This is a genomic window from Allonocardiopsis opalescens (genome assembly GCF_003002095.1).
In the GTDB taxonomy this organism is placed as follows: Bacteria; Actinomycetota; Actinomycetes; order Streptosporangiales; family Streptosporangiaceae; genus Allonocardiopsis; species Allonocardiopsis opalescens.
Genome location: NZ_PVZC01000013.1, coordinates 12,795 through 38,627 on the forward strand (window position 1 = coordinate 12,795; position 25,833 = coordinate 38,627).

Below are 25,833 nucleotides of genomic sequence, written 5' to 3' on the forward strand. Positions count from 1 at the left end.
GGTCACAGGAAGGCGCTCAGGTCCTGCACCGGGCGGACCGCCACCATGTCGAAGGCGGCCTCGGGGATGCGGCCGGCGATCTGCACGGCGCGGTCGAGATCGGCGACCTCCACCAGGTAGAAGCCGGCCAGGTACTCCTTGGCCTCGGCGAAGGGCCCGTCCGTGGCGGGCAGCGCGGGCAGTGTGCGCGCCCGCCCGCCGCGCACGCCCACCCGGGTGGTGTCGGGCGCCAGCGACTCCGACACGATCAGCTCCCCCGACGCGGCGAGCTCGCGGTCCAGGTCGGTGTAGGCGCGCAAGCCCTCGGCCCGCTCGGCGGCGCCGCGCCGCAGCCACTGCTCCTGGGTGGTGTCGTTGCCGTAGATCAGGATCATGTACTTCATCGCCCGTCCCCCGCTCGACTTTTTGCGATCTTTCGCGGCCGGGATGTCGAGAGCGCGCCCGCGGCTCCGACGTCTCCGCGAAGGCGCCCGCCCGGGAACCCCGGGCCGCGCCCGGCCAAGCAAAGCACAGTCGGAAAGGGATGATCCACGATGACCGAGACCGCTCGCGGCCGCGACGAGGCCGAGATCCGCCACCTGGTCCAGGCGCAGGCCGACGCCCTGCACGAGGGCGACGCCGACCGCACCGTCGCCTGGTACACCCCGGACTTCGTCTCCTTCAACCTCGCCCCGCCGCTGGCCGTCAGCGCTCCGGAGTCGGTGAGCGCCGACGGGGTGCGGGAGTGGCTGGCCGGCTTCGACGGCCCGGTCTCCTACGAGATCCGGGACCTGGAGGTGGAGGCCGGGGGCGATGTCGCCTTCTGCCGCAGCCTCACCCGCCTGTCGGCGGTGCCGCGCGGCGCCGCCGAGCCCTTCGCGATGTGGTACCGCCAGACGCTCGGGCTGCGCCGCACCGCCGAAGGCTGGCGGATCGCGCACGAGCACACCTCGACCCCGTTCTACATGGACGGCTCGCTGCGCTCGGCGGTCGACCTGGAGCCCTAGCGCCGACACGGCGCGCCACGGGCCGGGCCGGTCACCCTCCCGGCGCCCGCGCATACGACACTGGGGGCTGAGCACCCCAGTGACAGGAGCGATGGCACCATGGCGGACAGTCACCGCAGCCAGGCCGAGGAGTGGTTGGCGCAGGACCCCGACCCCGACACCAGGGCCGAACTCACGGCGCTGCTGGAGCGGGCGGGCAAGGACGGCTCGGTCGACGGCGACGCCGCCGCGGCCCGCGCCGAGCTGGCCGACCGCTTCGGCAGCAGGCTGGAGTTCGGCACGGCCGGGCTGCGCGGCGCGATGGGGGCGGGCCCCAACCGGATGAACCGGGTCACCGTGATGCGGGCCGCGGCCGGGCTGGCGAGCTGGCTCGGCCCGGGCCGCACCGTGGTGATCGGCTACGACGCCCGGCACAAGTCCGACGTGTTCGCCCGCGACACCGCCGAGGTGCTGACCGGGGCGGGCCTGCGCGCGCTGCTGCTGCCGCGGCCGATGCCCACCCCGCTGCTGGCCTTCGCGGTGCGCGACACCGGCGCCGACGCGGGCGTGATGGTGACGGCCAGCCACAACCCGCCGCAGGACAACGGGTACAAGGTGTACCTGCGCGGCGAGTACGACGGCGGCCGCTATGACGGCAGCCAGATCGTGCCGCCGGTGGACGCCGAGATCTCGGCCGCCATCGACGCGGTGGGCCCGGTGGGCTCCCTGCCGCTGGGCGACGGCGGCGAACTGCTGGACGAGGGGGTGCTGGAGCGCTACCTCGACGCCGTCACCGCGCTGCCGCTGGGCCCCGCGCGGGCGGTGGGCGTGGTGTACACCCCGATGCACGGGGTGGGCGGCGAGACCCTGCTGGCCGCCTTCGCCCGGGCCGGCTTCCCGCCGCCCGCCGTGGTGGCCGAGCAGGCCGAGCCCGACCCCGACTTCCCGACCGTCGCCTTCCCCAACCCCGAGGAGCCGGGCGCGCTGGACCTGGCGCTGGCCCAGGGGACCCGCACCGGGGCGGACCTGATCATCGCCAACGACCCCGACGCCGACCGCTGCGCGGTGGCGCTGCCCGCGGAGGGCCGCCACCTCACCGGCGACGAGGTCGGCGCGCTGCTGGCCGAGCACGTGCTGCGCAACACCGCGGGGGCGGACCGGCTGGTGGTCACCTCGATCGTGTCCTCGTCGATCCTGGCCAGGATCGCCGCCGCGCACGGGGTGCACCACGCCGAGACCCTGACCGGCTTCAAGTGGCTGGCCCGCGCGGGCGGCCCCGGCGAGCGCAACATCTACGGCTACGAGGAGGCGCTGGGCTACTGCGTCGGCTCCGACGGCGGGCGGCCGGTGCACGACAAGGACGGCATCAGCGCGGCGCTGGCCGTGGCCGGGCTGGCCGCCGAGGCCAGGCGCGGCGGGCGCACCCTGCGCGATCTGCTGGACGAGCAGGCGGCGGCGTACGGGGTGCACGCCACCGAGCAGCTGTCGGTGCGGGTGGAGCGGCTGGCGGAGATCGCCGCCGCGATGCGGCGGCTGCGCGCCGAGCCGCCCGCGGAGCTGGCCGAGCGCGCGGTGGTACGCGCCGAGGACTTCGGCGAGGGCGGCGTCGACGGGCTGCCGCCCTCCGACGTGCTCCGCTACCGGCTCAACGGGCCGGGCTCCACCGCCCGCGTCATCGTCCGCCCCTCCGGCACCGAGCCGAAGCTCAAGTGCTACCTGGAGGTGGTCAGGCCGGTGGACCCGGCCGAGGGCGTCGCGGCGGCCCGCGCCCGCGCCGCCGATGAGCTGGCCGCGCTGCGCGCGGCGGTGACCGCGCTGCTCGGCCTGGGCGCCGCAGGGGCCTAGCTCTCCTTGCCGGGCCGGGCGGCCGAGGTTCCCCCGCTGCCCGGCCGCCGCCCCCGCCCGCCCTCCTCAGCAGGGCGGGCGGACGGGGTTTCCGCGGGGCCGGGACGGTGCCCGCGGATCCGCCGGCTCCGGCGGAGCCGGCGGGGACTCAGTCGGCCTTGGCGCTCAGCGGCCGGTACACCAGGTCGATGACGCCGGTGGAGTGCGTGGTGGCCGAGACCAGCTCCAGCTTGGCCTGGTCGCCGCGGTCGAAGACGCGGGTGTTCGTCTCCGCGCCGGTGACCACAGGGTGCATGGACAGCCGCACCTCGTCCAGCAGGCCGTGCGCGATCAGCTCGCGGGCCAGCCGGCCGACGCCGTAGATGAGGAGGTCCCTGCCCGGCTGCTTGCGCAGCTCGGCGACCCGCTCGACCACGTTCTCGCTGATGATGGTGGCGTTGTTCCATTCGGCCTTCTCCAGGGTGGTGGAGACGACGTAGGTGGTGATGCTGTTCATCCGCTCGGCGAAGCCGGCCTCGTCGGTCATGGTGGGCCACGCCTCGGCGAAGCCGACGTAGGTCTCGCGGCCCAGCAGCAGCGCGTCGGCGTCGAACAGCTGGCCGCGGTTGCGGCCCTCGGTGCCCTCGTCCATGTAGTCGAAGGACCACAGGTGCGGATTGTCGATCAGGCCGTCCAGGGTCATCAGGGCGGTGGCGACAACTCTCATCGTCTTCTCCTCGGTTCTCTCTGTGTGATGCGGTGGATGTCGCGTACCGGGGCGATCGCCCCGGACGGTCGGTGCTACCAGGGGCAGGGGCCTGCGGCCCGTGCCTGCTGGAGGGTGCGGCCCCACCAGGACAGCTGGTCCAGGGTGGCCGCCGCGGCCGCGTCGAGGTCGGCGTCGGCGCGGGGCCAGCCGCCGTCGGCGGTGAAGCGGTCCCAGAAGTGCGGGATGCTCACCCCGTCGCGGACGGCGACCGCGTGCAGCTCGGTGAAGACCTGCCGCAGCTGGGCGACGGCGTGCAGACCGCCGGACTCCCGGCCGTAGGAGACGAAGGCCACCGGCTTGGCCGCCCATTCGGCGACGTACCAGTCGATGGCCGTCTTCAGCGGCGCGGGGAAGCTGCGGTTGTACTCCGGGGTGACCACCGCGAACGCGTCCGCGGCGGCCAGCCGCGGGGCGAGGGCGGCCACCTCGGGCGGTGCCGGGTCGTCCTCGTCGCCGAGGATGTCGGGCAGCCGCGCCTCCGCCAGGTCGACCAGGTCGACGTCCAGGTTCCCGCGCCTGCGGGCCCGGCCGGCGAACCAGTCGGCCACGGTCGGGCCGAACCGGCCGCGCCGGGTGCTGGCGATGATGACGGCCAGTCGCAGCCGCTCCTCACCGGTTCGCTTCGGCATCGTCCGCCCTCCTCCCGTTCTCCGGTCCGACATGGATCACTCTGCCGGAACGGCTTTACCGGAAGTTGACGGTCGCCTTCCGGCCGGCTCCGGTCCGGCCGTAAGGCTGTGACCTGCGGCCGGATGCGGTCGGCCCCAACCGGGTGCCGCGCCGATATCGTCGGTGCGTGCGTTTCGGGGTGCTGGGGCCGCTGGCCGTGTGGACCGAGCGCGGCGAGCCGGTCGCCGTGCCGGGCCTGAAGGTGCGCGCGCTGCTGGCCGACCTGTTGATCAGCGCGGGCCGCCCGGTGCCGGCCGACCGGCTGATCGACGACCTGTGGCCGGCCGATCCGCCGGGCAACCCGGCCGGCGCGCTGTCGGCCAAGGTGTCGCAGCTGCGCAGGGCGCTGGAGGACGCCGAGCCGGGGGCCCGCGCGCTGGTGGTGTCGCGTCCGGGCGGCTACCTGCTCGACATCTCGCCCGACCTGCTGGACGCGCAGCGCTTCGAGGCGCTGGCCGACCGGGCCGACAAGGCCGGCGAGCCGCACGCGCGGGCGGCGCTGCTGGCCGACGCGCTGGCGCTGTGGCGCGGGCCCGCGCTGGCCGACTTCGCCGACGACGCCTTCGCCCGCACCTACACCGCGCGGCTGGAGGAGCGCCGGCTCACCGCGCACGAGGACCGGGCCGAGGCCCGGCTGGAGCTGGGCGAGCACGTCCGGCTGGCCGGGGAGTTGACCGAGCTGGTCGCGGCGCACCCGCTGCGCGAGCGGCTGCGCGCCGCGCAGCTGCGGGCGCTGTACGGCGCGGGCCGGCGCACGGAGGCGCTGGACGGCTACCGCGAGCTGCGGGAGCGCCTGGCCGAGGAGCTGGGCCTGGACCCGGGGCCGGAGCTGGCGGCCCTGCACCTGGCGATGCTCAACTCCGATCCCGCGCTGCGGCCGCCCGAGCGGCGGCCGCCACTGGTGGCGGCGCAGGCGCTGCCGGTGCCGCTGACCGAGCTGGTCGGCCGCGAGGAGGCCGTCGCCGAGATCGGGGAGCGGCTGGCCGTGGAGCGGCTGGTCACCCTCACCGGCCCGGGCGGGGTGGGCAAGACCCGGCTGGCCCTGGAGGTCGCGGCGCGCCGGGCCGGCGGCTTCCCCGACGGGGTCCGGCTGGTCGAGCTGGCCGCGCTGCCGGGCGGCTCGGGGGAGGCGCTGACCGATGTGGTGCTGGCGGCGCTGGACGTCAGCGATGCCGCCGGCCCGCTCACCGCCGTCGACCGGCTGGCCACCGCGATCGGCGCCCGCGAGCTGCTGCTGGTGCTGGACAACTGCGAGCACGTGGTGGAGGAGGTCGCGGAGCTGGCCGAGCGGCTGCTGCGGGCCGCCCCGGGGCTGCGGGTGCTGGCCACCAGCCGGGAGCCGCTGGCGGTGCACGGCGAGTCGGTGTGGAATGTGCCGCCGCTGGACGTGCCCGACCGGGCCGCGGCGGCCGAGCCCGAGCTGCTGGAGCGGTGCGGCGCGGTGCGGCTGTTCGTCTCCCTCGCCCGCTCGGCCGACCGCGGCTTCACTCTGGACGCCGGTACCGCCCCGGCGGTGGCGGTGCTCTGCCGCCGCCTCGACGGCATCCCACTCGCGCTGGAGCTGGCCGCCAACCGGGTGCGGGCGCTGGGGGTGCACGGCCTGGTGGAGCGGCTGGACGACCGCTTCCGACTGCTGGCCACCGGCCACCGGGGCCGTCCGCCGCGGCAGCGCACCCTGACGGCGATGATCGACTGGAGCTGGGAGCTGCTGACCGGCCCGGAGCGGGCGGTGCTGCGCCGGCTGGCCGTGCACGCCGACGGCTGCACGATCGAGGCGGCCGAAGCGGTCTGCGCCGACGCCGAACTCCCGGCCGGCGAGGTGCTCGACGTGCTGTCCCGGCTGGTGGACCGCTCGCTGGTGGTGGCGGTGCACAGCGCCGACGGCACCCGCTACCGGCTGCTGGAGTCCGTCTCGGCCTACGGCCTGGACCGGCTGGCCGAGGCCGGGGAGACCGCCGAGGTCCGCGCCCGCCACCAGCACCACTACGCCCGGCTGGCCGAGGTCTCGGCGCCGCTGCTGCACGGCTCGGGCCAGCGGGCGCGGCTGCGGCGGCTCACCGCGGAGGCGGCGAACCTGCGCGCCGCCGTCGACGGCGCGCTCGCCGACGGGCGGCCGGAGACGGCCTTGCGGATCACCTGCGCGCTGCTGTGGTTCTGGTTCCTGCGCGGGCGGCTGGGCGAGGCCCGCCGCACCGTGCAGGCGGTGCTGGCCGCCGACGACGGCAGCCGCCCCGAGCTGGCCGCCAGGGCGGCGGCGTGGAGCGCGGGCTTCGCCGTCCAGCTGGGCGACGGCGCCGACTGGGGGCGGCGCCGCGACGCCGCGCTGGCCCGCTTCGAGGGGGTCGACGACCCGCTCGGCCGCGCCATGGCCGAGTGGTGGCTGGCCCTCAGCGGCAGCGACTCCAGCGACCTCGCGGCGGGCGACGCGCTGCTCGACCGGGCCGAGGCGGTCTTCGCCGCCCACGGCGACGACTGGGGCACCGCCGCCGCGCTGACGGTGCGCGCCAAGCACGCCCACGCCAGGGGCGACACCGCCGCCCTGACCGCCGCGGCGGAGGCGAGCGCCCGCCTGTTCGAGCGGCTGGGCGACGGCTGGGGCCTGCTCCAGTCGACGGAGTGGCTGGCCGCGCGGGCCGAGCTGGCCGGCGACTACGGCGAGGCGGCCCGGCTGCACCGGGACGGCCTGCGCACCGCCGAGCTGCTGGAGCTGTGGCCCGTCGTGGCGGGCCAGCTGGCCTGGCTGAGCTGGACCGCGCTGCAGACCCGCGACTTCGGCACGGCCCGCGCCTACGGTGAGCGGGCGCGGCGGCTGTACGCCGAGCAGGGCTCGACCTTCGGCACGATCTTCGCCGACCTCGTGCTCGGCCACACCGCCCGCAAGACCGGCGAGCTCGACACCGCGGCGCGGCACCTGGAGCCCATCCTGGCGAACTCCCCCAGGCAGGACACCGGCGAGGGGCTGCCGCTGCACCTGACGCTGATCCTGACCGAGCTGGGCTTCGTCGCCGAGCTGCGCGGTGACGCGGCCGCCGCGTACGCGCTGCACCTGGAGGCCCTCATGATCGCCCGGGAGGTGGCGCCGCGCCGCGACGGCTCGCTGGCGCTGGAAGGGCTGGCCGGGGCGCTGGCCCTGGCCGGGCGGCCTGGTCCGGCGGCACGGCTGCTGGGCGCGGCCGCCGCCGGCCGCGCCGCGGCCGCCACACCGTGCTCCCCCGCCGAGCAGGCCGACGTGGACCGCATCGCGGCCGGGGTGCGCACCGCGCTGGGCGCCGAGGCGTACGCCGCCGAGTACGAGCGGGGCCGTTCGCTGGACGCCGACGAGGCGCTCGAACTGGCGCGGGCGGCCGCGCCGGGCTGAGCCGGACGGCGGCGGGCCGGACCGGGCCGTCCCCGGTCAGCCCCCGGCCGACCGGTCGGCCGCCGGCAGGGCGAGCAGGAACTCCACCTCCGTCTGCACCGCGCCGCCGCCGAAGTCGCGCTCGCGGGCGCGGCCGGAGGCGGTAAAGCCGTGCTTGGTGTAGAAGCGGTGCGACTGCGGGGTGTCGCGCATGGTCCACAGCTGCGCGAGGGGGTGGCCGGCGGCGGTCAGCCGGGCCAGCGAGTGGCGCAGCAGCGCGGCGGCCGCGCCGGTGCCCCAGGCGTCGGGGTGGGCGTAACAGCCCTTGATCTCGGCGGCGCCGGGCCGGTCGGGCGAGGGGGCCGTCATGACGAAGGCGGCGGGCCGGCCGTGCAGCCGGGCCAGCAGCACGGTGGCCGGCCCTGGCTGGGCCAGCACCGCGCCCCACCTGCCGCGGCGCTCGGCGGCCAGGGCGGCCAGCCGGTCGGCGGGAAACAACCGACCGAAGGCGGCGGCCCAGGCGTCGGCGTGCACGGTGCCGACGGCGGCGGCGTCGGCCGGGGTGGCGGGGGCGATGGTGAGCCCGGGCGGCCCGGAGGGCGGCGTCATGCCGGGCCGGGCGCGACGTGGACGCGGGTGCCCTGCGCAGTGAGGTCGGCGAGCACGCCTTCGTCGGCGCGGGAGTCGGTGACCAGGTGGTGCAGCCGCTCGGGCGGCACCGTCTGGACCATGGTGTCGACGCCGACCTTGGTGTGGTCGGCGAGGACCACCACCTCCTGGGCGGCCGAGGCGAGGGCGCGGTCGACGCTGGCCACCAGGGGGTTGGGGGTGCTCAGGCCGCGCTCGGCGGTGAGGCCGTTGCCGGAGACGAAGGCCAGCCGGACCCGCAGCCCGGCCAGGGACTGCTCGGCGGCGCTGCCGACCAGGGCGAGGATGGAGCCGCGCAGGGTGCCGCCGGTGAGCACCACCTCGGCGGCGGGGGCGGCGGCCAGCACCTGGGCGACCAGCAGCGAGTTGGTGACCACGGTGAGGCCGCGCACCGCGACCAGCCGCCGGGCCAGCGCCTCGGTGGTGGTGCCGGCGCCCAGCACGACGGCGTCGTCCTCGGCGACCATGGCGGCGGCGGCCTGCGCGATGGCGGCCTTCTCCTCGGCGGCCTGGCGGGTCTTCTGCGAGTAGCTGGGCTCGTGGGCGAGCCGGCCGGGCAGCGCCGCGCCGCCGCGCCTGCGGTCGAGCAGGCCCTCGGCCTCCAAGGCCCGCACGTCGCGGCGGACGGTGACCTCCGACGCCTGCACCTGGGCGGCCAGCTCGCGCACGGAGACGGCGCCGGTGGCGCGCACCAGCTCCACGATGCGCTTGCGCCGCTCGGCCGCGAACGCGGGCCGGTCCTGAAGTGTCATACCGGCCATCCTCACCGAGGACGGCGCCGGGCACAAAACGATTCCGGGGCGGGCCCGGTCCCTCCGCGCAGCAGGACCGGGGCCGCCCCGGAGCGGGGCGCGTTCCGGCGCCGGCACCGCCGTGGCGAGCAGCGCCCGCGAGCGGGCGGTGGCGTGCCGGGGCCGAGGCGTCCCGTGCGGCCGCCGGGTCTCCCGCATGATCCCCGGAGGCCGGCCGGCTGACGGCTCCACCGTCAACTTAGGCAAGGCATACCTAATCACGCCCGCCGCGCCGGGTCAAGGGCTCGTCAGCCGAGCGCGAGCACCACCAGCAGGGCCAGCACCGGTCCGCCCAGCGCGGCCAGCGCCGGGACCGACCAGCTGACAGCGGTGGCGGCGTCGCCGGCACCGGCCGCGCGGCCCTGGGCCGCCGCCTCGGCGATGCGCCGCTCGGCCGCGGCCGGCACGGTCGGCCGCGCGCCGGGGCGCGGCCGCCGGGAGCGCATCCGCTCGCGCAGCGCCCAGGCGCGGATGGTCCGCCCGTCGTCGGTGCGCACCCGCAGCACGTCGGTGACGTCGACGGAGTCCAGCGCGGCCCAGGGCACGTACGCGGTGCGCAGCGGGTTCACCACCCGCAGCCCGCCGGGCTCCACCCGCACGCGGGGGCGCAGGAACAGCACGTAGACCACGCCCACGCTGGCCAGGATCAGCGCCGCCGCCAGCAGCGCCAGGTGGTCGTCGCCGCGCACCGCGAGGTCGACCAGGTTCAGCGCGGCGATCAGCACCCAGATCCAGCTCATCAGCACCGCCGGGACCGAGCGGAACACCTCGGGGCGGCCCTGCTCGGTGGAGGTCACCGCTCCGCCCCGCCCACGGCCCACTTCAGCCGGGCGAAGCCGGGCTTGATGACGCCGTTGATCAGCGCCAGCCGCTCGTCGAAGGGGATGAAGGCCGACTTCATCGCGTTCACGGTGAACCACTCGATGTCGTCCCAGCCGTAGCCGAAGGCGTCGACCAGCTCGGCGAACTCCCGCGACAGGCTGGTGCCGCTCATCAGCCGGTTGTCGGTGTTCACGGTGACCCGGAAGCGCAGCCGCCGCAGCAGCCCGATGGGGTGCTCGGCGATGGACGGGGCCGCGCCCGTCTGCACATTGGAGCTGGGGCACATCTCCAGCGGCACCCGCTTGTCGCGCACGTAGGCGGCCAGCCGGCCCAGCTTGGCACCGTCGCCCGCGCCCTCGGCGCCCTCGGGGACGGCGATGTCGTCGACGATGCGCACGCCGTGGCCGAGCCGGTCGGCGCCGCACCACTGGAGCGCCTGCCAGATGGACGGCAGCCCGAAGGCCTCGCCCGCGTGGATGGTGAAGTGCGCGTTCTCGCGCTGGAGGTACTCGAAGGCGGCGAGGTGGCGGGTGGGCGGGTGCCCGGCCTCCGCCCCGGCGATGTCGAAGCCGACCACGCCGACGTCGCGGTAGCGGACCGCCAGTTCGGCGATCTCGCTGGACCTGGCGGCGTGCCGCATCGCGGTGAGCAGGGTGCCGACCCGGATCGGGCGGCCGGCCTCGGCCGCGCGGCGCTCGCCGGCGCGGAAGCCGTCGAGCACCGCCTCCACCACCTGTTCGAGGCTGAGGCCCGCCTCCAGGTGGTTCTCCGGCGCGAAGCGCACCTCGGCGTAGACGACGCCGTCGGCGGCCAGGTCCTCGGCGCACTCGGCGGCCACCCGCGCCAGCGCGGCGGCCGTCTGCATGACGCCGACGGTGTGGCCGAAGGTCTCCAGGTAGCGCTCCAGCGACCCGGAGTCGGCGGCCTCGGCGAACCAGGCGCCGAGCGCGGCGGCGTCGGCGGCCGGCAGCCCGCGGTAGCCGGTCTCGTCGGCCAGTTCGAGGATCGTCTGCGGCCGCAGCCCGCCGTCCAGGTGGTCGTGCAGGAGCACCTTGGGCGCGGTACGGATCCGCTCGTGGGAGGGCTTGTCCGTCATGACCCAACGGTAACGGCCGGTCGGGCCGGTCCGGCCCGCCCGGTACGCGGCGGGCGCGCCGCCCGGGACGGCGGAGAGGTGATCTCGGCCACAGCACACTTCCCCGAAATCGTCAACTTGACGATTAACGGAGCGGATCCTTATCGTCACATTGACGCGTATTGCGGCGGGCAAGCCGCGCCGCCGCGGAGGAATCGAGGACCGCCCGATGTCCCTGACACCGACACACGCCAACGATCCGCACGTCGTCATCGACGCCACCGAGGTCTGCGGCCGCCCCGGACGGCAGAACCCCTTCCGCGCCATGGGCGGCGAGCCCGGGGTCTCCGACGCCCTCCGCCGCGCCCGCCAGGTCACCAGCGCCGACCGCATCCACCTCGTGGCGACGGCCGCCGACAGCGTCCGCGTCGCCGCCGCGGCCGACGCCTTCGAGGTGGCCGGCCTGCTGCTGGTGCCCAGGCCGCCCGGCAGCGCCGCGGCCTTCGCCCTGGGCACCGCCGCGGCCGCCGCCGACGACTCCGCCGCCACCGTGCTGTGCCTGCCCGCCGACCAGCTCGTCGCGGCCGACGGCCACTGGCAGCTGACCGTGCGCCGGATGGTGAAGGCGACCCGGGTGGCCGCCGTCGTCTGCGCCGGGGTCGCCCCGCAGGAGCCGCAGACCGGCTACTGCTACGTCTACGCCCCGCCCGGGCGCGGCTCGGCCGGGCTGCGCACCGCGCACTCCCTGGACGAGCACCCCGACCGGACCAGCGCCCGGCGCTACCTGCGGGCCCGCAACTACTTCTGGCACACCCGGCTGCTGGCCTGGCAGGCCGCCGACTTCGCCGAACTGCTGCGCCGGCACGCCCCCCGCCTCGCCGCCGCCGTCGACGCCCACCCCGACGAGCACCCGGCCGCCTGGCCCCTCGACCGCGACCTGCCGCGCACCCCGGTGGAGCGGGCCGTCATGGCACCGGCGTCCGCCGAAGGCCGGCTCGTCCTGGTCCCGGCCGTGCTGCGCTGGAACGACCTGGGCGCCGGCGCCCCGCCGCGCCCCTTCGGCGGCACCCGCCCCGACGACCGCTTACCGGCCTGAGCCCCGCCTCACTCGACCCGGTCGATCAGCAGGGGCAGCCGGTCGGCCGGGGCCGCGCCGATCTCGACGCCGCCGGCCAGGGCGGCCAGGGCGCGTTCGAAGCGGGCGGGCTCGTCGGTGTGCAGGGTCATCAGCGGGGCGCCCGCCTCGATCGGGTCGCCCGGCTTGGCGTGCAGCACGATCCCGGCCCCGGGCGCGACGGCGTCCTCCTTGCGGGCCCGGCCCGCGCCCAGCCGCCAGGCGGCCAGGCCGACGGCGTAGGCGTCCAGGCGGGCCAGTACGCCGGAGCGCTCGGCCGCCACCACGTGGGACTCGGCCGCCGTCGGCAGCGGCGCGTCGGGGTCGCCGCCCTGGGCGGCCACCATCCGCCGCCACACGTCCATGGCCGAGCCGTCGCGCAGCGCGTCCGCGGGGTCCTTGCCGCCGTCCAGGCCGGCCGCGCGCAGCATCTCCCGGCCCAGCGCGACCGTCAGCTCGACCACGTCGGCGGGGCCGCCCCCGGCCAGCACCTCCACCGACTCGGCCACCTCCAGGGCGTTGCCCACCGCCAGACCGAGCGGGGTGTCCATCGCGGTGAGCAGCGCCACCGTGCGCACGCCGTGGTCGGTGCCGATGCCCACCATGGTGCCGGCCAGCTCGCGGGCGCGCTCGGTGTCCTTCATGAAGGCGCCGGAGCCGACCTTGACGTCCAGCACCAGCGCCCCGGTGCCCTCGGCGAGCTTCTTGCTCATGATCGAGGCGGCGATCAGCGGGATGGACTCCACCGTGCCGGTGACGTCGCGCAGCGCGTAGAGCTTGCGGTCGGCCGGGGCCAGGTCGTCGCCTGCCGCGCACACCACCGCGCCCACGTCGAGCAGCTGGGCGCGCATCCGCTCCGGGCTCAGCCCGGCCCGCCAGCCCGGGATCGACTCCAGTTTGTCCAGGGTGCCGCCGGTGTGGCCCAGGCCGCGGCCGGACAGCTGCGGCACGGCCGCGCCGCAGGCGGCCACGGCCGGGGAGAGCGGCAGGGTGATCTTGTCGCCGACGCCGCCGGTGGAGTGCTTGTCCGTGGTGGGCCTGGGCAGCTCGCTGAAGTCCATCCGGGTGCCGGAGCGGAGCATGGCGTCGGTCCAGGCCACCACCTCGCGCCGCGTCATCCCGCGCAGCAGCACCGCCATGTTCAGCGCCGCCATCTGCTCGTCGGCCACCTCGCCGCGCGTGTAGGCGTCGATCACCCAGTCGATCTGCTCGCGGCTCAGCTCCCCGCCGTCGCGCTTGGCCACGATGACCTCGATGGCGTCCATGCCGGCCCCCCTGCGTCCGTGTCCGTCCCTCTGCCGACCGGTAGGTTACGCACTCCGGCGGCGCGGCGGCGCACCGGACGGCCCCGGACGCGGCGGCGCCCGTCCCCGGCCCGGGGGCAGTGGGCCGGAGACGGGCGGCTCAGCGGCGACCGCTCAGCAGCACGCGGCGGCTCAGTCGGTCAGGCCGCCCAGCGCCGGAGCGCTCTCGGTGACGCCCGCGACCAGGTCGGTGTCGACCTCGGGCAGCGCCTCGGCGCCCTCGGCCAGGTCCTCGACCGCGTCCAGGCCGGCGGCGCCGCCCGCGGTCTCGGTGACCTGCTCCACCGCGCCCTCGGCCACACCGGTGTCCACCGGCGCGTTCCCGACCACGTCCTCGACGTGCACCGCGACGTCGTCCACGTCCACGGCGTCGGTCGCCTGCCCGGCGGCGCCGCGCGCCGTGTCGACCGGCGCGGAGACGGCGTCGGCCGCCCCGCCCAGCTCGGCCGGCAGCGCCCCGCCGAGCACGTCGGTCAGGCCGCCCGCGGCACCGGAGTCGTGCACGGCCGTGGCCGGCATGGTGTGCACGAAGCCCGGCACCGGCAGGGTGTGCACTGCGGAGGTGTCGACCGAGCCGATCAGCGTGAAGGCCGGCGCTGCCGCCTGGCCGACGGTCACCATCGGGTCGACGGGCAGGTCCACCGGCAGGCTGGACTGGGCGCCGGCCACGGCGACGGCGGCCGGGGCGACGGCGCCGCCCACGGTGCCGGCCAGGTCGGGGCCGGCCGGGAGGGCCGCGGCGCTGGAGATGCCGGCGCCGAAGGCCAGGAAGCCGGCGGTGACGGCGGCCAGCTTGGCGGAGTTCTTGATCCAGGTACGCATGGGGGTGCTTCCTTTCAGCGGATGTCCGCTTCGGTCGGATGCTGTTCGGCGGCGGGGTACCGCCGTGGATGGAGCGCGTCTCGGACGATCCCGGCCGCGGATCCTCCGGACGGTCGGATGTCATTGGCCGTCGGCCGCCACCGGCTGCGGCGGCCTTCGGTCGGGGATGTGGCGGCCCGGGCGGATCTGGCGGATCCGCCCCTGGTCCCACGGGTCGAGCCGGTCCTTGACCATGGCTCGGGAGAGCCTCGCGGCACGGTGGTGCCGCTCGCGGGGCCCACCCCAGCCCTCGGCCCGCCGCGTCGGCGGCGTCCGGGCACGGTGGTCGTGAGCACCGGTTCGGGCGGCGGCGCGGCGCGACGGTGTCGTCGGCGCGGCGCAGCGGACCGCCCGGGCGGAAGCTAGTCCGGGGAGAAGGGCGGCCGCTCGGCGAGCAGCCGGGAGACCGGCCCCGCGGCGGTCGCGGGCGCCGTCGCGGCCGCGGCGGGCGGGGCGACGGCGGGCCAGGCACCGGCGACGAGTTCGCCGCCCGGCAGCGGCGGCTGGGCACTGCCGCCCGTGGCCGCGACCCGCTCCGGTCGCGGTCCGGCGTCTGAGGCCGGGCCGGACGGGTCGGCGGGCGCGGCGGGCCGCTGCGCGGTGTGCGCCGGCGCGGCACCGTACTCCGCGCCGGCCGCGGGCGCCGCCTGCGGCTCGGCCGCCGCGGTGCCGCCGCGCCGGGGCGCGGGCTCGGTGCGCGCGGCGCCGGGCCGCTCACCGGAGACCGCGGACCCGGCGCCGCCGGACGGCGGGCTCACCAGCGGCGGCTCCGTGATCAGGTCCTGAACGCTGTCGGCGGTGTCACCGGCCTGCTCCGCGACCGTCCGCACCGCCTCCGCCGCCTCGGCGACGGGCTCGACCAGCCCGGCGGCTCCGTCATCCGGGGTGCGCACCGGTACGACCGCGCCGACGGCGTCCGGCACGGCGCCGCCCTCAGCGGCCGCACCGTGCTCCCGCGAGGCGTCCGCGCTCAGCGCGTCGGCGGCGGAGCCCAGCACGTCCGGACGGGCGGCGGAGTCCGCCTCGTCCCCGGACCCGGCGCGCGGGTCCGCGTCCGGCCGGGAACCGCCCGAGGCACCGGTGTCCGCGCCGCCGAGCAGGCCGCCCCCGGCACCGCCGCCCGCATCCGCGGCGGAGCCGGGGCCGGGCTCGGACACCGGGTAGGCGCCCGCCTCGGCCGCGCCCTCCGCACCGGTGCCGTGGGCCGCGTCCGCCGCAGCGGAAGCGGAGACGGAGACCTGGACGGCAGGGTCCTCGGAGGCGGAGACCGCAGCGGCGGAATCAGCACCGCCCTCGGCCCGGTCCGCCCGGTCGGCCGCGCCGCCGACCGAGGCGGACGCACCGCCGACAAGGGCGTCGGCACCCGGGACCGGCGGCCCGGACAGGGTGTCGGCCTGCGCCGCACCCGCCCCGAGCAGCCAGCCGGCTCCGATGATCCCGGCCACCACCGCCGTACGCACCGCGGTCGCGGAGAAGCCCGAGCGCACCCGGAAAGCGCGCTCTCGGCGCGACTTCCAACGGATACGCACAGCAGGCAACCCTTCGACGCAACATTCGCTATCGACTACGGAGTGCTTCCACCCCGATGCGCACCGAAGCTACCAGTGTCCGTCGCTCTCCGCTACCGATTCGCGATCATCGATCCGGGATCGCCCGGATGCTCCCCGGCGATCAGCGCCGCCACCAGCGCGCACCGGTCCCGGCGGTCGCCCGGGAATTCCGCGGCCCTGCCGCGTCCCGCCCATCGCCCGCCGGGATCCGCACGCACCCGTCCGCCGCATGGGCCGCGACGGTGCTCAGCCCCGGCCCTTCAGCACACGCCGGGTGATCGCGGGAATGTCGCCGAGCGCGATGGAGCCTTCGGCGAGCCGGTCACGGCCGTACGCCTGGAGCGTGCTCAGTTCCTCCGCGAGCCGCACCGATCTCATCGGTGGCACGCAGGTATACCGCCGCAAACCCGCGCGGCCGGGTCTCGCTCCGCCCCCTTGGCGGTGCCCCCCTCGATACGAGGTGACGACGGCACGGACGCGCCGGCGCGGGCGTCCGGTGCCGCCCGTAAGGCGAACCGCCTACCGCTCCAGGTCCGCCGGCCCGAAGGGCTGCGGGAGGACGGCCGACATGGGCAGCACGCCCTGGGGGGTGTCGACCAGGAGGTCGGGGCCGCCGTGTTCGTAGAGGAGTTGGCGGCAGCGGCCGCAGGGCATGAGGGGGGCGCCGTGGGAGTCGACGCAGGCGAAGGCGACCAGGCGGCCGCCGCCGGAGGCGTGCAGGGCCGAGACGAGGCCGCACTCGGCGCACAGGCCGACGCCGTAGGAGGCGTTCTCGACATTGCAGCCGCGCACGGTGCGGCCGTCGTCGACGAGGGCGGCGGCGCCGACCGGGAAGCCGGAGTAGGGCGCGTAGGCGAGCCGCATGGCCTCGGTGGCGGCCGCGCGCAGCGCGGGCCAGTCGACCTCGGCGGCGGGGCCGCCGGTCATGTCGCCTGCCCGCGCCGCCACTGCACGCCCACGGCGGCGGGCGGCCGCAGCCGCTGGGACGCCAGGGAGAGCACCAGCAGGGTGGTGATGTGCGGGGTGTAGGTGACGAACTGGCGCGGCAGCGAGTCGGTGTTGATGTACCAGAGCGCGACCAGCACGGCCGCCACCAGCAGCACCCCGGCCAGCGCGTAGCGGCCGCGCACCGTCTGCCAGACGGTGGCGAGCAGCAGGCCGAGCGTCACCAGCAGCAGCAGGGCGTGCACGCCGGTGCCGGTGCCGCGCAGCTGGAGGGCGTCGGTGTAGCCGAACAGGCCGGCGCCCATGGCCAGCCCGCCGGGCCGCCAGTTGCCGAAGATCATCGCGGCCAGGCCAATGTAGCCGCGGCCGCCGGTCTGCCCCTCCTGGTAGGCGCTGGAGGCGACCATCGCCAGGAAGACGCCTCCGAGCCCGGCCAGGCCGCCCGACACCAGCAGCGCGGCGTACTTGAAGGTGTAGACCTTGACGCCCAGCGACTCCGCGGCGGAGGGGTTCTCCCCCACCGAGCGCAGCCGCAGCCCGAACGGGGTGCGCCACAGGATGTAGAAGGAGAGCGAAATCAGCAGCACCGCCAGCACGGTGACCACCGACACCTGGGTGGTGAGCCCGGCCAGCACCCCGGCCAGGTCCGAGACGATCAGCCAGCCCCGCGACTCGATCGAGACGAACAGCTCCGACAGCCCCGGCACGGTGATGCGCGGGAAGCCGGGCAGCGGCGGGGAGGTGGCCGCGCCGCCGCCGGGCTCGGTCTCGAAGAAGCTGATCGCCAGGTAGCGCATCGAGCCCAGCGCCAGGATGTTGATGGCCACGCCGGAGACGATGTGGTCGACGCCGAAGGTGACCGTGGCCAGCGCGTGCAGCGCGCCGCCGAAGACGCCGCCGAGGATGCCGGTGAGCAGCCCGACCCAGGGGTTGCCGGTGAAGTAGGCGCCGGCCGCGCCGAACCAGGTCCCGAAGATCATCATGCCTTCGAGGCCGATGTTGATGACGCCGGCCCGCTCGGCCCACAGGCCGCCCAGCGCGGCCATCGCGATCGGCACCGCGAGCAGCAGGGCCGCCGACACGGTGCCGCTCGCGGTGAGGGTCGCCTCGCCGGTGAAGAAGCGCACCCCCGACAGGGCGACGAAGCCGGCCAGCACCAGGCTGAGGACCCGCCACGGGCCGCGCCGCACCGGGGGCGCGGTGTCCGGCGTGGTGACGTCGGTGCTCACTACGGCCATCAGGCCACCTCCGCCGTTCCGAGCTGGGCGCCCACGCGCTGCTGCTGCATCCGCCGCCCGATCCGGTGCACCACCTCGTAGACCACCACCACGGTCAGCACGATCGCCGCCTGGGTGATGACCACGATCTCGCGGGGGATGTCGTGGATGGTGAGGGCGAGCGAGGACTGCTCCAGGAACGCCCACAGCAGCGCGGCGAAGACGATGCCGACCGGATGGTTGCGGCCCAGCAGCGCGATCGCGATCCCGGTGAAGCCGAGCCCGACCGGGAAGTCCAGCGCGTAGTGGTGCGAGGCGCCGAGCAGCTGCGGCATGCCGATCAGCCCGGCGACCATGCCGGAGATGACCATCGAGTACACCACCATGCGCTTGACCTCGACGCCGCTGGCGGCGGCCGCGGTCGCCGACTGGCCGGTGGCGCGCAGGTCGAAGCCGTAGCGGGTGCGGTTCACCAGCAGCCAGTAGCCCACGCCCACCGCCGCGGCCAGCAGCACCAGGCCGTAGATCTCGTTGTTGGCGCCCAGGAACCCGGCCGGGATGCCGGGCACCCACCCGGACTCCGCGATGGGCCGGGTGCCGATGTTGTTGCTGCCCTGCACCTGGACGGCGAGGCGGTCCTCGGTCAGCAGGTAGGCGGTGATCCCGGTGGCGATCGAGTTCAGCATGATGGTCGAGATGACCTCGGAGATGCCCCTGGCCACCTTCAGGTAGCCGGCGATGCCGGCCCAGAAGCCGCCGACCATCACCGCCACCAGGATGATCACCACCTGGTGGATCACCGGCGGCAGCACCCACGCGCCGCCCACCGCCGCGCCGAGCAGCGCGGCCAGCCGGTACTGGCCGTCGACGCCGATGTTGAACAGCTTCATCTTGAAGCCGATCGCGACCGCGATGGCGGCGATGTAGTAGGTGGTGCCCTGGTTGATGATGGCGACCACGCTGTTGGGCCGGAAGCCGTAGGAGAACATCTCGGCGAAGGCGTAACCGGGGTCGACACCGGTGGCGAGCAGCACCGCCGAGGTGATCGCGCCGGCGATGACGGCCGAGGCGGCCAGCGCGGCGGCGAGCAGGCCGAGGGAGCTCAGCCGGTCGCGCACCCGGGGCGACAGCCGGTCGTTCACGTCGCGTCCTCGCCTTCGTCGGGCGCGTCCGGGGCCGGGCCGGCCGCGGCGTCGGGGTCCAGGCCCGCGCCGGTCATGGCGGAGCCCAGCTGCTCGGGGGTCACGGTGTGCGGGTCGGCGGTGCCGACGATGCGCCCGCGCAGGATGACGTGCAGGGTGTCGGACATGCCGATCAGCTCGTCGAGGTCGGCGGAGATGAGCAGCACCGCCAGCCCGCGGGCGCGGGCCGCGCGCAGGTGGTCCCAGATGGCCGACTGGGCGCCGACGTCCACGCCCCGGGTGGGGTGCGCGGCGATCAGCACCTTGGGCTCGCCGCTCATCTCGCGGCCCACGATCAGCTTCTGCTGGTTGCCGCCGGACAGCGCGTTGATCTCCACGTCGATACCGGGGGTGCGCACGTCGTAGGCGTCCACGATGCGCTGGGTGTCGGCGCGGGCGCCGCGGATGTCCACGAAGGGGCCGCGTGCGTTGGGCCGCTCGGTCTGGTGGCCCAGGATGCGGTTCTCCCACAGCGGGGACTCCAGCAGCAGGCCGTGGCGGTGGCGGTCCTCGGGGATGTAGCCGACGCCGGCCTCGCGGATGCGGCGGGTGTGCCAGGAGGTGATCGGCACGGAGTCCAGCAGGACGGCGCCGGACGCGATCGGCCGCATGCCCATGATGGTCTCGATCAGCTCGGCCTGGCCGTTGCCCTCCACCCCGGCGATGCCGACGATCTCGCCGGCGCGGATGTCCAGCGAGACGCCGTCGACCACCGGGCGCCCGTCGGGCGAGAGCGAGCGCACCTCCTCCAGCCGGAGCATGACCCGCTCGCCGGCGACGGTGTCGCGCAGCCCCGGCACCGGCAGCTCGCCGCCGACCATCAGCGCGGCCAGCTGCCGGGCGGTGGTCTCGGCCGGTTCGACGGTGCCGACGGTGGTGCCGCGCCGGATCACCGTGATGGTGTCGGCGACCGAAAGCACCTCGTCCAGCTTGTGGGAGATGAAGATGACGGTCAGGCCCTCGCGCTTGAGCAGCCGCAGGTTGCCGAAGAGCTCGTCGACCTCCTGGGGCACCAGCACGGTGGTGGGCTCGTCCAGGATCAGGATGTGGGCGCCCCGGTAGAGGACCTTCAGGATCTCCACCCGCTGCCGGTCGCCGACGCCCAGCTCCTCCATCAGCCGGTCGGGTTTGACGCCCAGGCCGTACTGGTCGGACAGCTCGGTGATGCGGGCCCGTGCCTTCGCGCCGATGCCGTGCAGCCGCTCGGCGCCCAGGACGACGTTCTCCAGCACGGTGAGGTTGTCGGCCAGCATGAAGTGCTGGTGCACCATGCCGATGCCGCGCTTGATGGCCTCGGCCGGCGAGGTGAGCTGGACGGGGGTCCCGTCGACCGTGATGGTGCCCTCGTCCGGCCGCTGCATGCCGTAGAGGATCTTCATCAGGGTGGACTTGCCCGCGCCGTTCTCGCCGACGATGGCGTGCACCGTGCCGCGCCGCACCGTGATGTCGATGTCGTGGTTGGCCACCACACCGGGGAAGCGCTTGGTGATCCCGTGCAGTTCGACCGCGGCGGGGGCCGCCTCGGGCTCCGGCGCGGGGGTCGTGGTCATCCGGACCTACTCCCTCGTGGCTGCTGCTGGGCGTCGCCGGCCGCCCCGGACCGGCAGCGAGCCCGGGACGCGCCACCCGCTCGGGCGCGCGCCCCGGGCTCGGCCCGGACCGGGGGCGACGGCGTCACGGCTCGGTCGGAACCTCGATCTCGCCGTCGATGATCTGCTGCTGCAACTCGTCCAGCTGCTCCTCGTACTCGCCGATCAGCTCGGTGTTGGAGCGGGAGTAGCCCACGCCCTCGTTGGCCAGGTCGAAGCGGACGGTGCCGCCCTCGGCCGTGCCGTTCACCGCGCCCTGCACGAACTCGAACACCGCGGTGTCGACGAGCTTGACGGCGGAGGTGAGGATGTAGGGCTGCTCCTCGGGGTCGGCCGTCAGGTACTGGTCGCTGTCGACGCCGATGACCAGCTGCTCATTGGCCACGGCGGCGTCGATCACGCCGTTGCCCGACGCGCCGGCCGCGTGGTAGACGACGTCGGCTCCGGCGTCGTACTGGCCCTGCGCGGCGGCCTGGCCGCGTGCGGGGTCGGTGAAGCCGGTGAAGTCCGGCGGCTGGGTGATGTAGGCGATGTCGATCTGGATGTCGGGGTTGATGTGCTGGGCGCCCGCGACGTACCCGGCCTCGAACTTCTGGATCAGCGGGTTCTCCACGCCGCCGACGAAGCCGATGTGGTCCTCCTCGGTGGCCAGCGCCGCCGCGGCTCCGGCCAGGAAGGACGCCTGCTCCTCGGCGAAGACCAGGTTGGTGAGGTTGGGGAGGTCGTTGGCCTCGTCGTCGACGATGGCGAACTGCACGTCGGGGTACTCGGCGGCCACCTGCGCCACCGCGCCGCTGTAGGCGAAGCCGACGGCGATGATCGGGTTGTAGCCCTCCTCGGCCATCAGCTGCAGCCGGGCCACCTTGTCGGCGTCGGTTTCATCGGCCTCGGCCGCGAGGTCCTGCACCTCCAGGTCGAGTTCCTCGGCCACCTGCTCCAGGCCGCGGTACGCGGCGTCGTTGAAGGACCGGTCGCCGCGGCCGCCGATGTCGTAGGCCAGGCCGACCCGGGCCGCGCCGTCGCCGCCGCCCTCGGTGCCGCCGCCCTCGCCGCCGCCGCAGGCCGCGGCCGCCATCACCAGGGCGCCCGCCATGGCGACGCTGGCCAACTTGGTCATTCGAACCCGGCGCAAGGTGTCTCCCTTCCGGTCCAGACAAACCGGCACACCGTGGAGCGCGCCGTCATGCAGCGGACGATAGCTGTTCCGCGCGAGCACACCAATCTGCCGCGTCCGGTTTGAACCATGTCGTTACCAGAACGCACGCGGCCCCGTAATCTACCCCGTTCGGGCCGGGACCGCGTACCCGGCCGGCGTGAGCGCGACTCACGGAGAGTGACGTCGCGCCAGGTCAGGCGAGTGCGGTGCCGTGCAGCGGCTCGGCGGTGGTCGGGCGCTGGCCCTCCCACAGCGCGGTGAGCGCGGTGGCGGCCATCGTGCGCACGCCCACCCCGATCGCCCGCTCGTCCACGTCGAAGGTGCCCCGGTGCAGGTCGAGCTGGGGTGTGTCCGGCGCGGGGCTGCGGGTGCCCAGCCGCAGCAGCGCGCCGGGCACGGTCTCCAGGTACCAGGCGAAGTCCTCGCCGCCGAGGCTCTGCGGAGTGGCGGAGATGGCCTCGGCGCCCAGCACCTGCTCGACGGCGTCGCGCAGCATCTCGACGCTGGCGGCCTCGTTCACGGTGGGCGGCACGCCGCGGATGTACTCCATCTCGGCCGTGGCGCCGTAGCTGGCCGCGACCCCGTCCAGCAGCTCCTTGAGCAACTCGGGCGCCTTGTGCCAGGCGTCGTCGTCCAGGCAGCGCACCGTGCCCTCGGCGACGCCGTCGTCGGGGATGGCGTTGGCGGCCGAGCCGGCGCTGATGCGGCCCCACACCAGGCTGAGGCTGGCGCGGGGGTCGACCCGGCGCGACAGCAGGGCGGGCAGCTCGGTGACGACCTTGCCCAGCGCGTAGACGAGGTCGGCGGTGAGGTGCGGGCGGGCGGTGTGGCCGCCGGGGCCCGACAGCCGCACGATCAGCCGGTCGCAGGCGGCGGTGATCGGGCCGGTGCGCAGGCCGACCTGGCCGGTGTTCAGCCGCGGGTCGCAGTGCAGCGCGAAGATGCGGTCGACCCCGGCGATGCCGTCGGCCGCGACCACCTCCAGCGCGCCGCCGGGCAGCTCCTCGGCGGGCTGGAAGATCAGCCGCACCCGGCCGGGCAGCGCCCCGGCCCGCGCCTGCTGCGCCAGGAACATCCCGGTGGCCAGCAGCACGGTGGTGTGCACGTCATGGCCGCAGGCGTGGCAGACGCCGGGGACCTTGGAGCGGTAGGGCACCGTCTTCTCGTCGGTGAGCGGCAGCGCGTCGATGTCGGCGCGCAGCGCGACGGTGGGGCCGTCGTCGGCCCCGACGTCGCAGATCAGGCCGGTGCCCTTGGGCAGCCGCACCGGGCGCAGCCGGGCCGCCGACAGCCGGTCCATCAGCCGCTGGGTGGTGCGGTGCTCGGCGAAGCCCAGCTCGGGATGCATGTGCAGATCCCGCCGGAACTCGATCAGCTCGGACTCGTGCTCGCGCAGGAACGCGCTGAGCTGCCGCCGCAGATCCACTCCCACGGGATCCGCCGCCCGTCCGTCAGGGCGCCGCATGCGTGACCTCCTTGGCCTGGCCGAACTTGTCCTCCCGGAACTCGGTGGCAAGTGCCTCGACCACGTCGTTCAGCGTTCCGCCCGCCGCCACGATCGCCCGCTGGCGCTCATAGGAGGCGCCGTACTCCAGGACGTCGGAGACGACGTCGAGCTCGTCCGCGCAGCCCAGCCGCTCCGCGATGGGCGCCAGCTGTCTGACCAGCTCGTACAGGTCGTCTCTGAGCGGGACGGTGGTGCCCTTCTCGTCGGTGATGACGCGGGCGTCGAGTCCGTAGCGGGTGGCGCGCCACTTGTTGTCGTTGACCACCCAGGTCGGCGGGCTCGGCAGGCCGTAGCCGCGGTCGAGCTGCTGGTCGAAGAGGGTGACCAGGCACTGGGAGAGCGCCGCGGCCATGCCGATCTCGCGCAGGGTGGGGATGCCGTCGAACATCCGCACCTCGACCGTGCCGTACTCGGGGTGCGGCCGGATGTCCCACCACACCTCTTTGATGCTCTTGATGGTGCCGGCCCGCAGCAGGGTCTCCATGTACTCCTCGAAGGCGGGCCAGTCCTCAAGCCGGTGCGGCACCCCGGCGGTGGGCAGCGCGCCGAAGACCACGGCGCGGCTGGAGGCCAGCCCGGTGTCGCTGCCGCTCCAGTACGGGCTGGAGGCGGTGAGCGCGAGGAAGTGCGGCAGGTACTGGCTGAGCGCGTTCACGATCGGGATGGCCTTGTCGGCCGAGCGGACGCCGACGTGGACGTGCACGCCGAAGGTGAGGATGCGCCGGGCCAGCCACTGCATCTGCTCGATCAGCTCGCCGTAGCGCACCATCGGCGAGGTGGACTGCTCGCGCCAGTCGTCGATGGGGTGGGTGCCGGCGCACAGCGCGGAGATGCCGCGCCGCTCCAGGACCGGGGTGAGCTTGCCGATGGTGCCGGCCAGGTCGGCCTTCGCCTCGGAGACGGTCTCGCAGATGCCGGTGACGACCTCTAGCGTGCTCTCCATCAGTTCGTGGCGCAGCGGCGGCATGGCGCCGGCCTCGCTCAGGTCGGGCAGTTCGGCCAGGATCTCGTGGGCCTCCTGGCGCAGCCGCAGGGTGGTGCTGTCGATGAGCTGCAGTTCCCATTCGACGCCCAGCGTCGCGTGGCCCGAAGCGTTGAACTCGATGGACACGACCAACCTCCGCTCTCGATCCTTCCAGGCTGACATCGCGGATGGGGGGCGAATCGATCAATGCGCGCCCGGCGCCGTCCGGCCGTCTCTCCCCGGTATGCCCGGCCGGCGGCGGGACCTCGGTGTAACCCGCTTGGCTCCCTGGCGCGTCATTACCTACTGGAGTAGACCGCCCCCCGTTCAACGCGGTCCGCCACCCCCATGTCCGCGGTGCGCCCGTGGCCGATGTCTGGACACTGGTCACTTCCTCCAGGTTAGGCCAGAGATCATGAGGAGTTGGCGGACCGGCCGCGGAAATAGGATCAGCATCCTCCGAAATGACCACCTCACCCGGCTCCTCCGGCCGTATCGGGCTAGTCGGTCCCGGCCACCGCCCCGCCCTGCTCCCGGTCCCGCCGGGGCTCCGGTACGTTCCCGGCCACCGGCAGAGTGCCCAGGTAGGGCGGTGGGACGTCCAGCGCGGTGGCGGTCCAGGCGGCGGCGTACAACGTGAACCGCATCACGATGTTGATCCAGACGAGTAGTCCCACCAGCACCGCGAAGGACGCGTAGACCGGGTTGGACAGGGTGCCGCCGATCAGCAGGGTGGCCAGCAGCTTGAGCGCCTCGAAGCCGGTCCCGGCGATGAGCGCGCCGCGCCACAGCGCCGGCCAGCGCGGCGGCGCGCCCGACAGCCGCCAGAACAGCACCAGGAAGATCACCGTGTCGACCGCGACGGAGGCGGCCAGGCCGAGCACCCACACGGCGGCCACCGTCACCGGGCTGCCCGACAGCCCGACGGCGCCGGCCACCGTGCGCGCCGCCGAGGTGACCACGCCCGACAGCGCCACGCTGCCGAGCATGGCGACGCCGAGCACCACCACGACCGGCGCGTTCACCAGCCGGGCCAGCGGGCCGCCGTCGGCCTCCCTGAGCCAGACGGTGTGCAGCGCCTCCGACAGCGCCGCGATCCAGCCCAGGCCCGCCACCACCAGCCCGACCAGGCCGATGATCCCGGCCCCGACCCGCGCGTCGGCCACGTCCTGGATGGGCAGCTGGTCGGCCAGGCCCGGCAGGGCGTCGCGCACGGCGGCGTCCAGGTAGGCGCGCACGGACGGGTCGAACTCGGCCAGGTAGCCGACGACGGAGAAGGCCAGCGCGAGCAGCGGGAAGAAGGACAGGAAGCCGAAGTAGGTGACGGCGGCGGCCAGCCGGTCGCCGTGGACGTCCTGGTAGCGGGCGTAGGCGCGCAGCAGGTGGTCCAGGCCGCGGCGGCGCTGCCGGACCCGCCACAGCGCGTCGTTCCCGGCCCGCCTGGCCGCCTCGGCCCGTTCCCTCAGTCCGCTCAGCCACCCAGTCACACCGGCTCCCATACCCGCTGTGCGCGCGACATGCCGGTACCTTGCGGCCTCCGGGCGG

General features: G+C 75.3%; 22 protein-coding genes and 1 pseudogene. 4 read left to right on the top strand and 19 right to left on the bottom strand.

The features are described from left to right. Positions 1-2: 2 nt before the first annotated feature. Positions 3-383, bottom strand: coding sequence for a YciI family protein (locus CLV72_RS30245; protein ID WP_106253514.1), 381 nt, complete (start codon positions 381-383; stop codon positions 3-5). Between the two features lie 150 nt (positions 384-533). On the opposite strand from CLV72_RS30245, the gene CLV72_RS30250 reads away from it, so the two are divergent. Continuing rightward, positions 534-986, top strand: coding sequence for a YybH family protein (locus CLV72_RS30250; RefSeq protein WP_106253516.1), 453 nt, complete (start codon positions 534-536; stop codon positions 984-986). Positions 987-1,085: 99 nt separating this feature from the next. After that, a complete protein-coding gene (locus CLV72_RS30255; RefSeq protein ID WP_106253518.1) occupies positions 1,086-2,810 on the top strand; it encodes a phospho-sugar mutase in 1,725 nt (574 codons plus the stop codon). Between the two features lie 148 nt (positions 2,811-2,958). On the opposite strand, the gene CLV72_RS30260 is transcribed toward CLV72_RS30255, so the two are convergent. Both CLV72_RS30260 and CLV72_RS30265 read right to left on the bottom strand, forming a co-directional pair. Next, on the bottom strand, positions 2,959-3,516 hold the full coding sequence (locus CLV72_RS30260) for a dihydrofolate reductase family protein (protein ID WP_106253520.1): 558 nt from the start codon (positions 3,514-3,516) through the stop codon (positions 2,959-2,961). Positions 3,517-3,590: 74 nt separating this feature from the next. Beyond that, on the bottom strand, positions 3,591-4,187 hold the full coding sequence (locus tag CLV72_RS30265) for an NADPH-dependent FMN reductase (RefSeq protein WP_106253522.1): 597 nt from the start codon (positions 4,185-4,187) through the stop codon (positions 3,591-3,593). A gap of 167 nt (positions 4,188-4,354) precedes the next feature. On the opposite strand from CLV72_RS30265, the gene CLV72_RS30270 reads away from it, so the two are divergent. Further along, positions 4,355-7,585, top strand: coding sequence for an AfsR/SARP family transcriptional regulator (locus CLV72_RS30270; protein ID WP_106253524.1), 3,231 nt, complete (start codon positions 4,355-4,357; stop codon positions 7,583-7,585). A 36-nt stretch (positions 7,586-7,621) separates the two neighbouring features. On the opposite strand, the gene CLV72_RS30275 is transcribed toward CLV72_RS30270, so the two are convergent. The 4 genes from CLV72_RS30275 to CLV72_RS30290 all read right to left on the bottom strand — a co-directional run bounded on the left by CLV72_RS30275 (position 7,622) and on the right by CLV72_RS30290 (position 10,921). After that, entirely contained in the window at positions 7,622-8,173 is a 552-nt protein-coding gene (locus CLV72_RS30275) for a GNAT family N-acetyltransferase (RefSeq protein WP_106253526.1), read from the bottom strand. Beyond that, entirely contained in the window at positions 8,170-8,964 is a 795-nt protein-coding gene (locus tag CLV72_RS30280) for a DeoR/GlpR family DNA-binding transcription regulator (protein WP_106253528.1), read from the bottom strand. Before CLV72_RS30280 ends, CLV72_RS30275 begins: the two co-directional genes overlap by 4 nt. Before the next feature lie 287 nt (positions 8,965-9,251). Further along, positions 9,252-9,800, bottom strand: coding sequence for a PH domain-containing protein (locus CLV72_RS30285; protein ID WP_245930531.1), 549 nt, complete (start codon positions 9,798-9,800; stop codon positions 9,252-9,254). Further along, on the bottom strand, positions 9,797-10,921 hold the full coding sequence (locus CLV72_RS30290; RefSeq protein ID WP_106253531.1) for an adenosine deaminase: 1,125 nt from the start codon (positions 10,919-10,921) through the stop codon (positions 9,797-9,799). The genes CLV72_RS30285 and CLV72_RS30290 overlap by 4 nt, the downstream gene beginning before the upstream one ends. Before the next feature lie 208 nt (positions 10,922-11,129). Between CLV72_RS30290 and CLV72_RS30295 the strand changes: the two genes are divergently transcribed. Beyond that, positions 11,130-11,996, top strand: coding sequence for a sugar phosphate nucleotidyltransferase (locus tag CLV72_RS30295; RefSeq protein ID WP_106253534.1), 867 nt, complete (start codon positions 11,130-11,132; stop codon positions 11,994-11,996). An 8-nt stretch (positions 11,997-12,004) separates the two neighbouring features. Here the strand turns inward: CLV72_RS30295 and CLV72_RS30300 are convergent, their stop codons facing one another. The 12 genes and pseudogenes from CLV72_RS30300 to CLV72_RS30350 all read right to left on the bottom strand — a co-directional run bounded on the left by CLV72_RS30300 (position 12,005) and on the right by CLV72_RS30350 (position 25,775). Continuing rightward, positions 12,005-13,279 carry a thymidine phosphorylase gene (locus tag CLV72_RS30300; protein ID WP_106253537.1) on the bottom strand — a complete coding sequence of 425 codons (1,275 nt, stop codon included), beginning with the start codon at positions 13,277-13,279 and terminating at the stop codon, positions 12,005-12,007. A gap of 171 nt (positions 13,280-13,450) precedes the next feature. Then, on the bottom strand, positions 13,451-14,140 hold the full coding sequence (locus CLV72_RS32535; protein WP_106253540.1) for a hypothetical protein: 690 nt from the start codon (positions 14,138-14,140) through the stop codon (positions 13,451-13,453). Positions 14,141-14,541: 401 nt separating this feature from the next. Beyond that, positions 14,542-15,708 carry a hypothetical protein gene (locus CLV72_RS30310; protein ID WP_146159642.1) on the bottom strand — a complete coding sequence of 389 codons (1,167 nt, stop codon included), beginning with the start codon at positions 15,706-15,708 and terminating at the stop codon, positions 14,542-14,544. Between the two features lie 267 nt (positions 15,709-15,975). Then, the gene (locus tag CLV72_RS33760; protein ID WP_281262450.1) at positions 15,976-16,098 is read right to left on the bottom strand and encodes a hypothetical protein; all 123 of its coding nucleotides are present in this window, start codon (positions 16,096-16,098) and stop codon (positions 15,976-15,978) included. A gap of 150 nt (positions 16,099-16,248) precedes the next feature. Beyond that, complete coding sequence (locus CLV72_RS30315) at positions 16,249-16,656, bottom strand: cytidine deaminase (RefSeq protein WP_106253605.1); 408 nt, start codon at positions 16,654-16,656, stop codon at positions 16,249-16,251. Next, positions 16,653-17,912, bottom strand: a complete 1,260-nt coding sequence (locus CLV72_RS30320; RefSeq protein ID WP_106253546.1) for an ABC transporter permease — start codon at positions 17,910-17,912, stop codon at positions 16,653-16,655. Before CLV72_RS30320 ends, CLV72_RS30315 begins: the two co-directional genes overlap by 4 nt. Further along, positions 17,912-19,000 (bottom strand): annotated as a pseudogene (locus tag CLV72_RS30325) (ABC transporter permease); the annotation flags it as partial. The pseudogene CLV72_RS30325 and the gene CLV72_RS30320, both read right to left, overlap by 1 nt. 29 nt (positions 19,001-19,029) lie before the next feature. Further along, positions 19,030-20,622: an ABC transporter ATP-binding protein gene (locus CLV72_RS30330; RefSeq protein ID WP_106253552.1), complete on the bottom strand. Its 1,593-nt coding sequence runs from the start codon at positions 20,620-20,622 to the stop codon at positions 19,030-19,032. A gap of 124 nt (positions 20,623-20,746) precedes the next feature. After that, positions 20,747-21,793, bottom strand: coding sequence for a BMP family lipoprotein (locus CLV72_RS30335; RefSeq protein WP_425428140.1), 1,047 nt, complete (start codon positions 21,791-21,793; stop codon positions 20,747-20,749). A 217-nt stretch (positions 21,794-22,010) separates the two neighbouring features. Further along, the gene (locus CLV72_RS30340; protein ID WP_106253557.1) at positions 22,011-23,282 is read right to left on the bottom strand and encodes a M20 family metallopeptidase; all 1,272 of its coding nucleotides are present in this window, start codon (positions 23,280-23,282) and stop codon (positions 22,011-22,013) included. After that, on the bottom strand, positions 23,269-24,435 hold the full coding sequence (locus tag CLV72_RS30345) for a glutamate--cysteine ligase (RefSeq protein ID WP_106253607.1): 1,167 nt from the start codon (positions 24,433-24,435) through the stop codon (positions 23,269-23,271). Before CLV72_RS30345 ends, CLV72_RS30340 begins: the two co-directional genes overlap by 14 nt. A gap of 353 nt (positions 24,436-24,788) precedes the next feature. Then, positions 24,789-25,775, bottom strand: a complete 987-nt coding sequence (locus CLV72_RS30350; protein ID WP_170141179.1) for a YihY/virulence factor BrkB family protein — start codon at positions 25,773-25,775, stop codon at positions 24,789-24,791. Between the last annotated feature and the right edge of the window lie 58 nt (positions 25,776-25,833).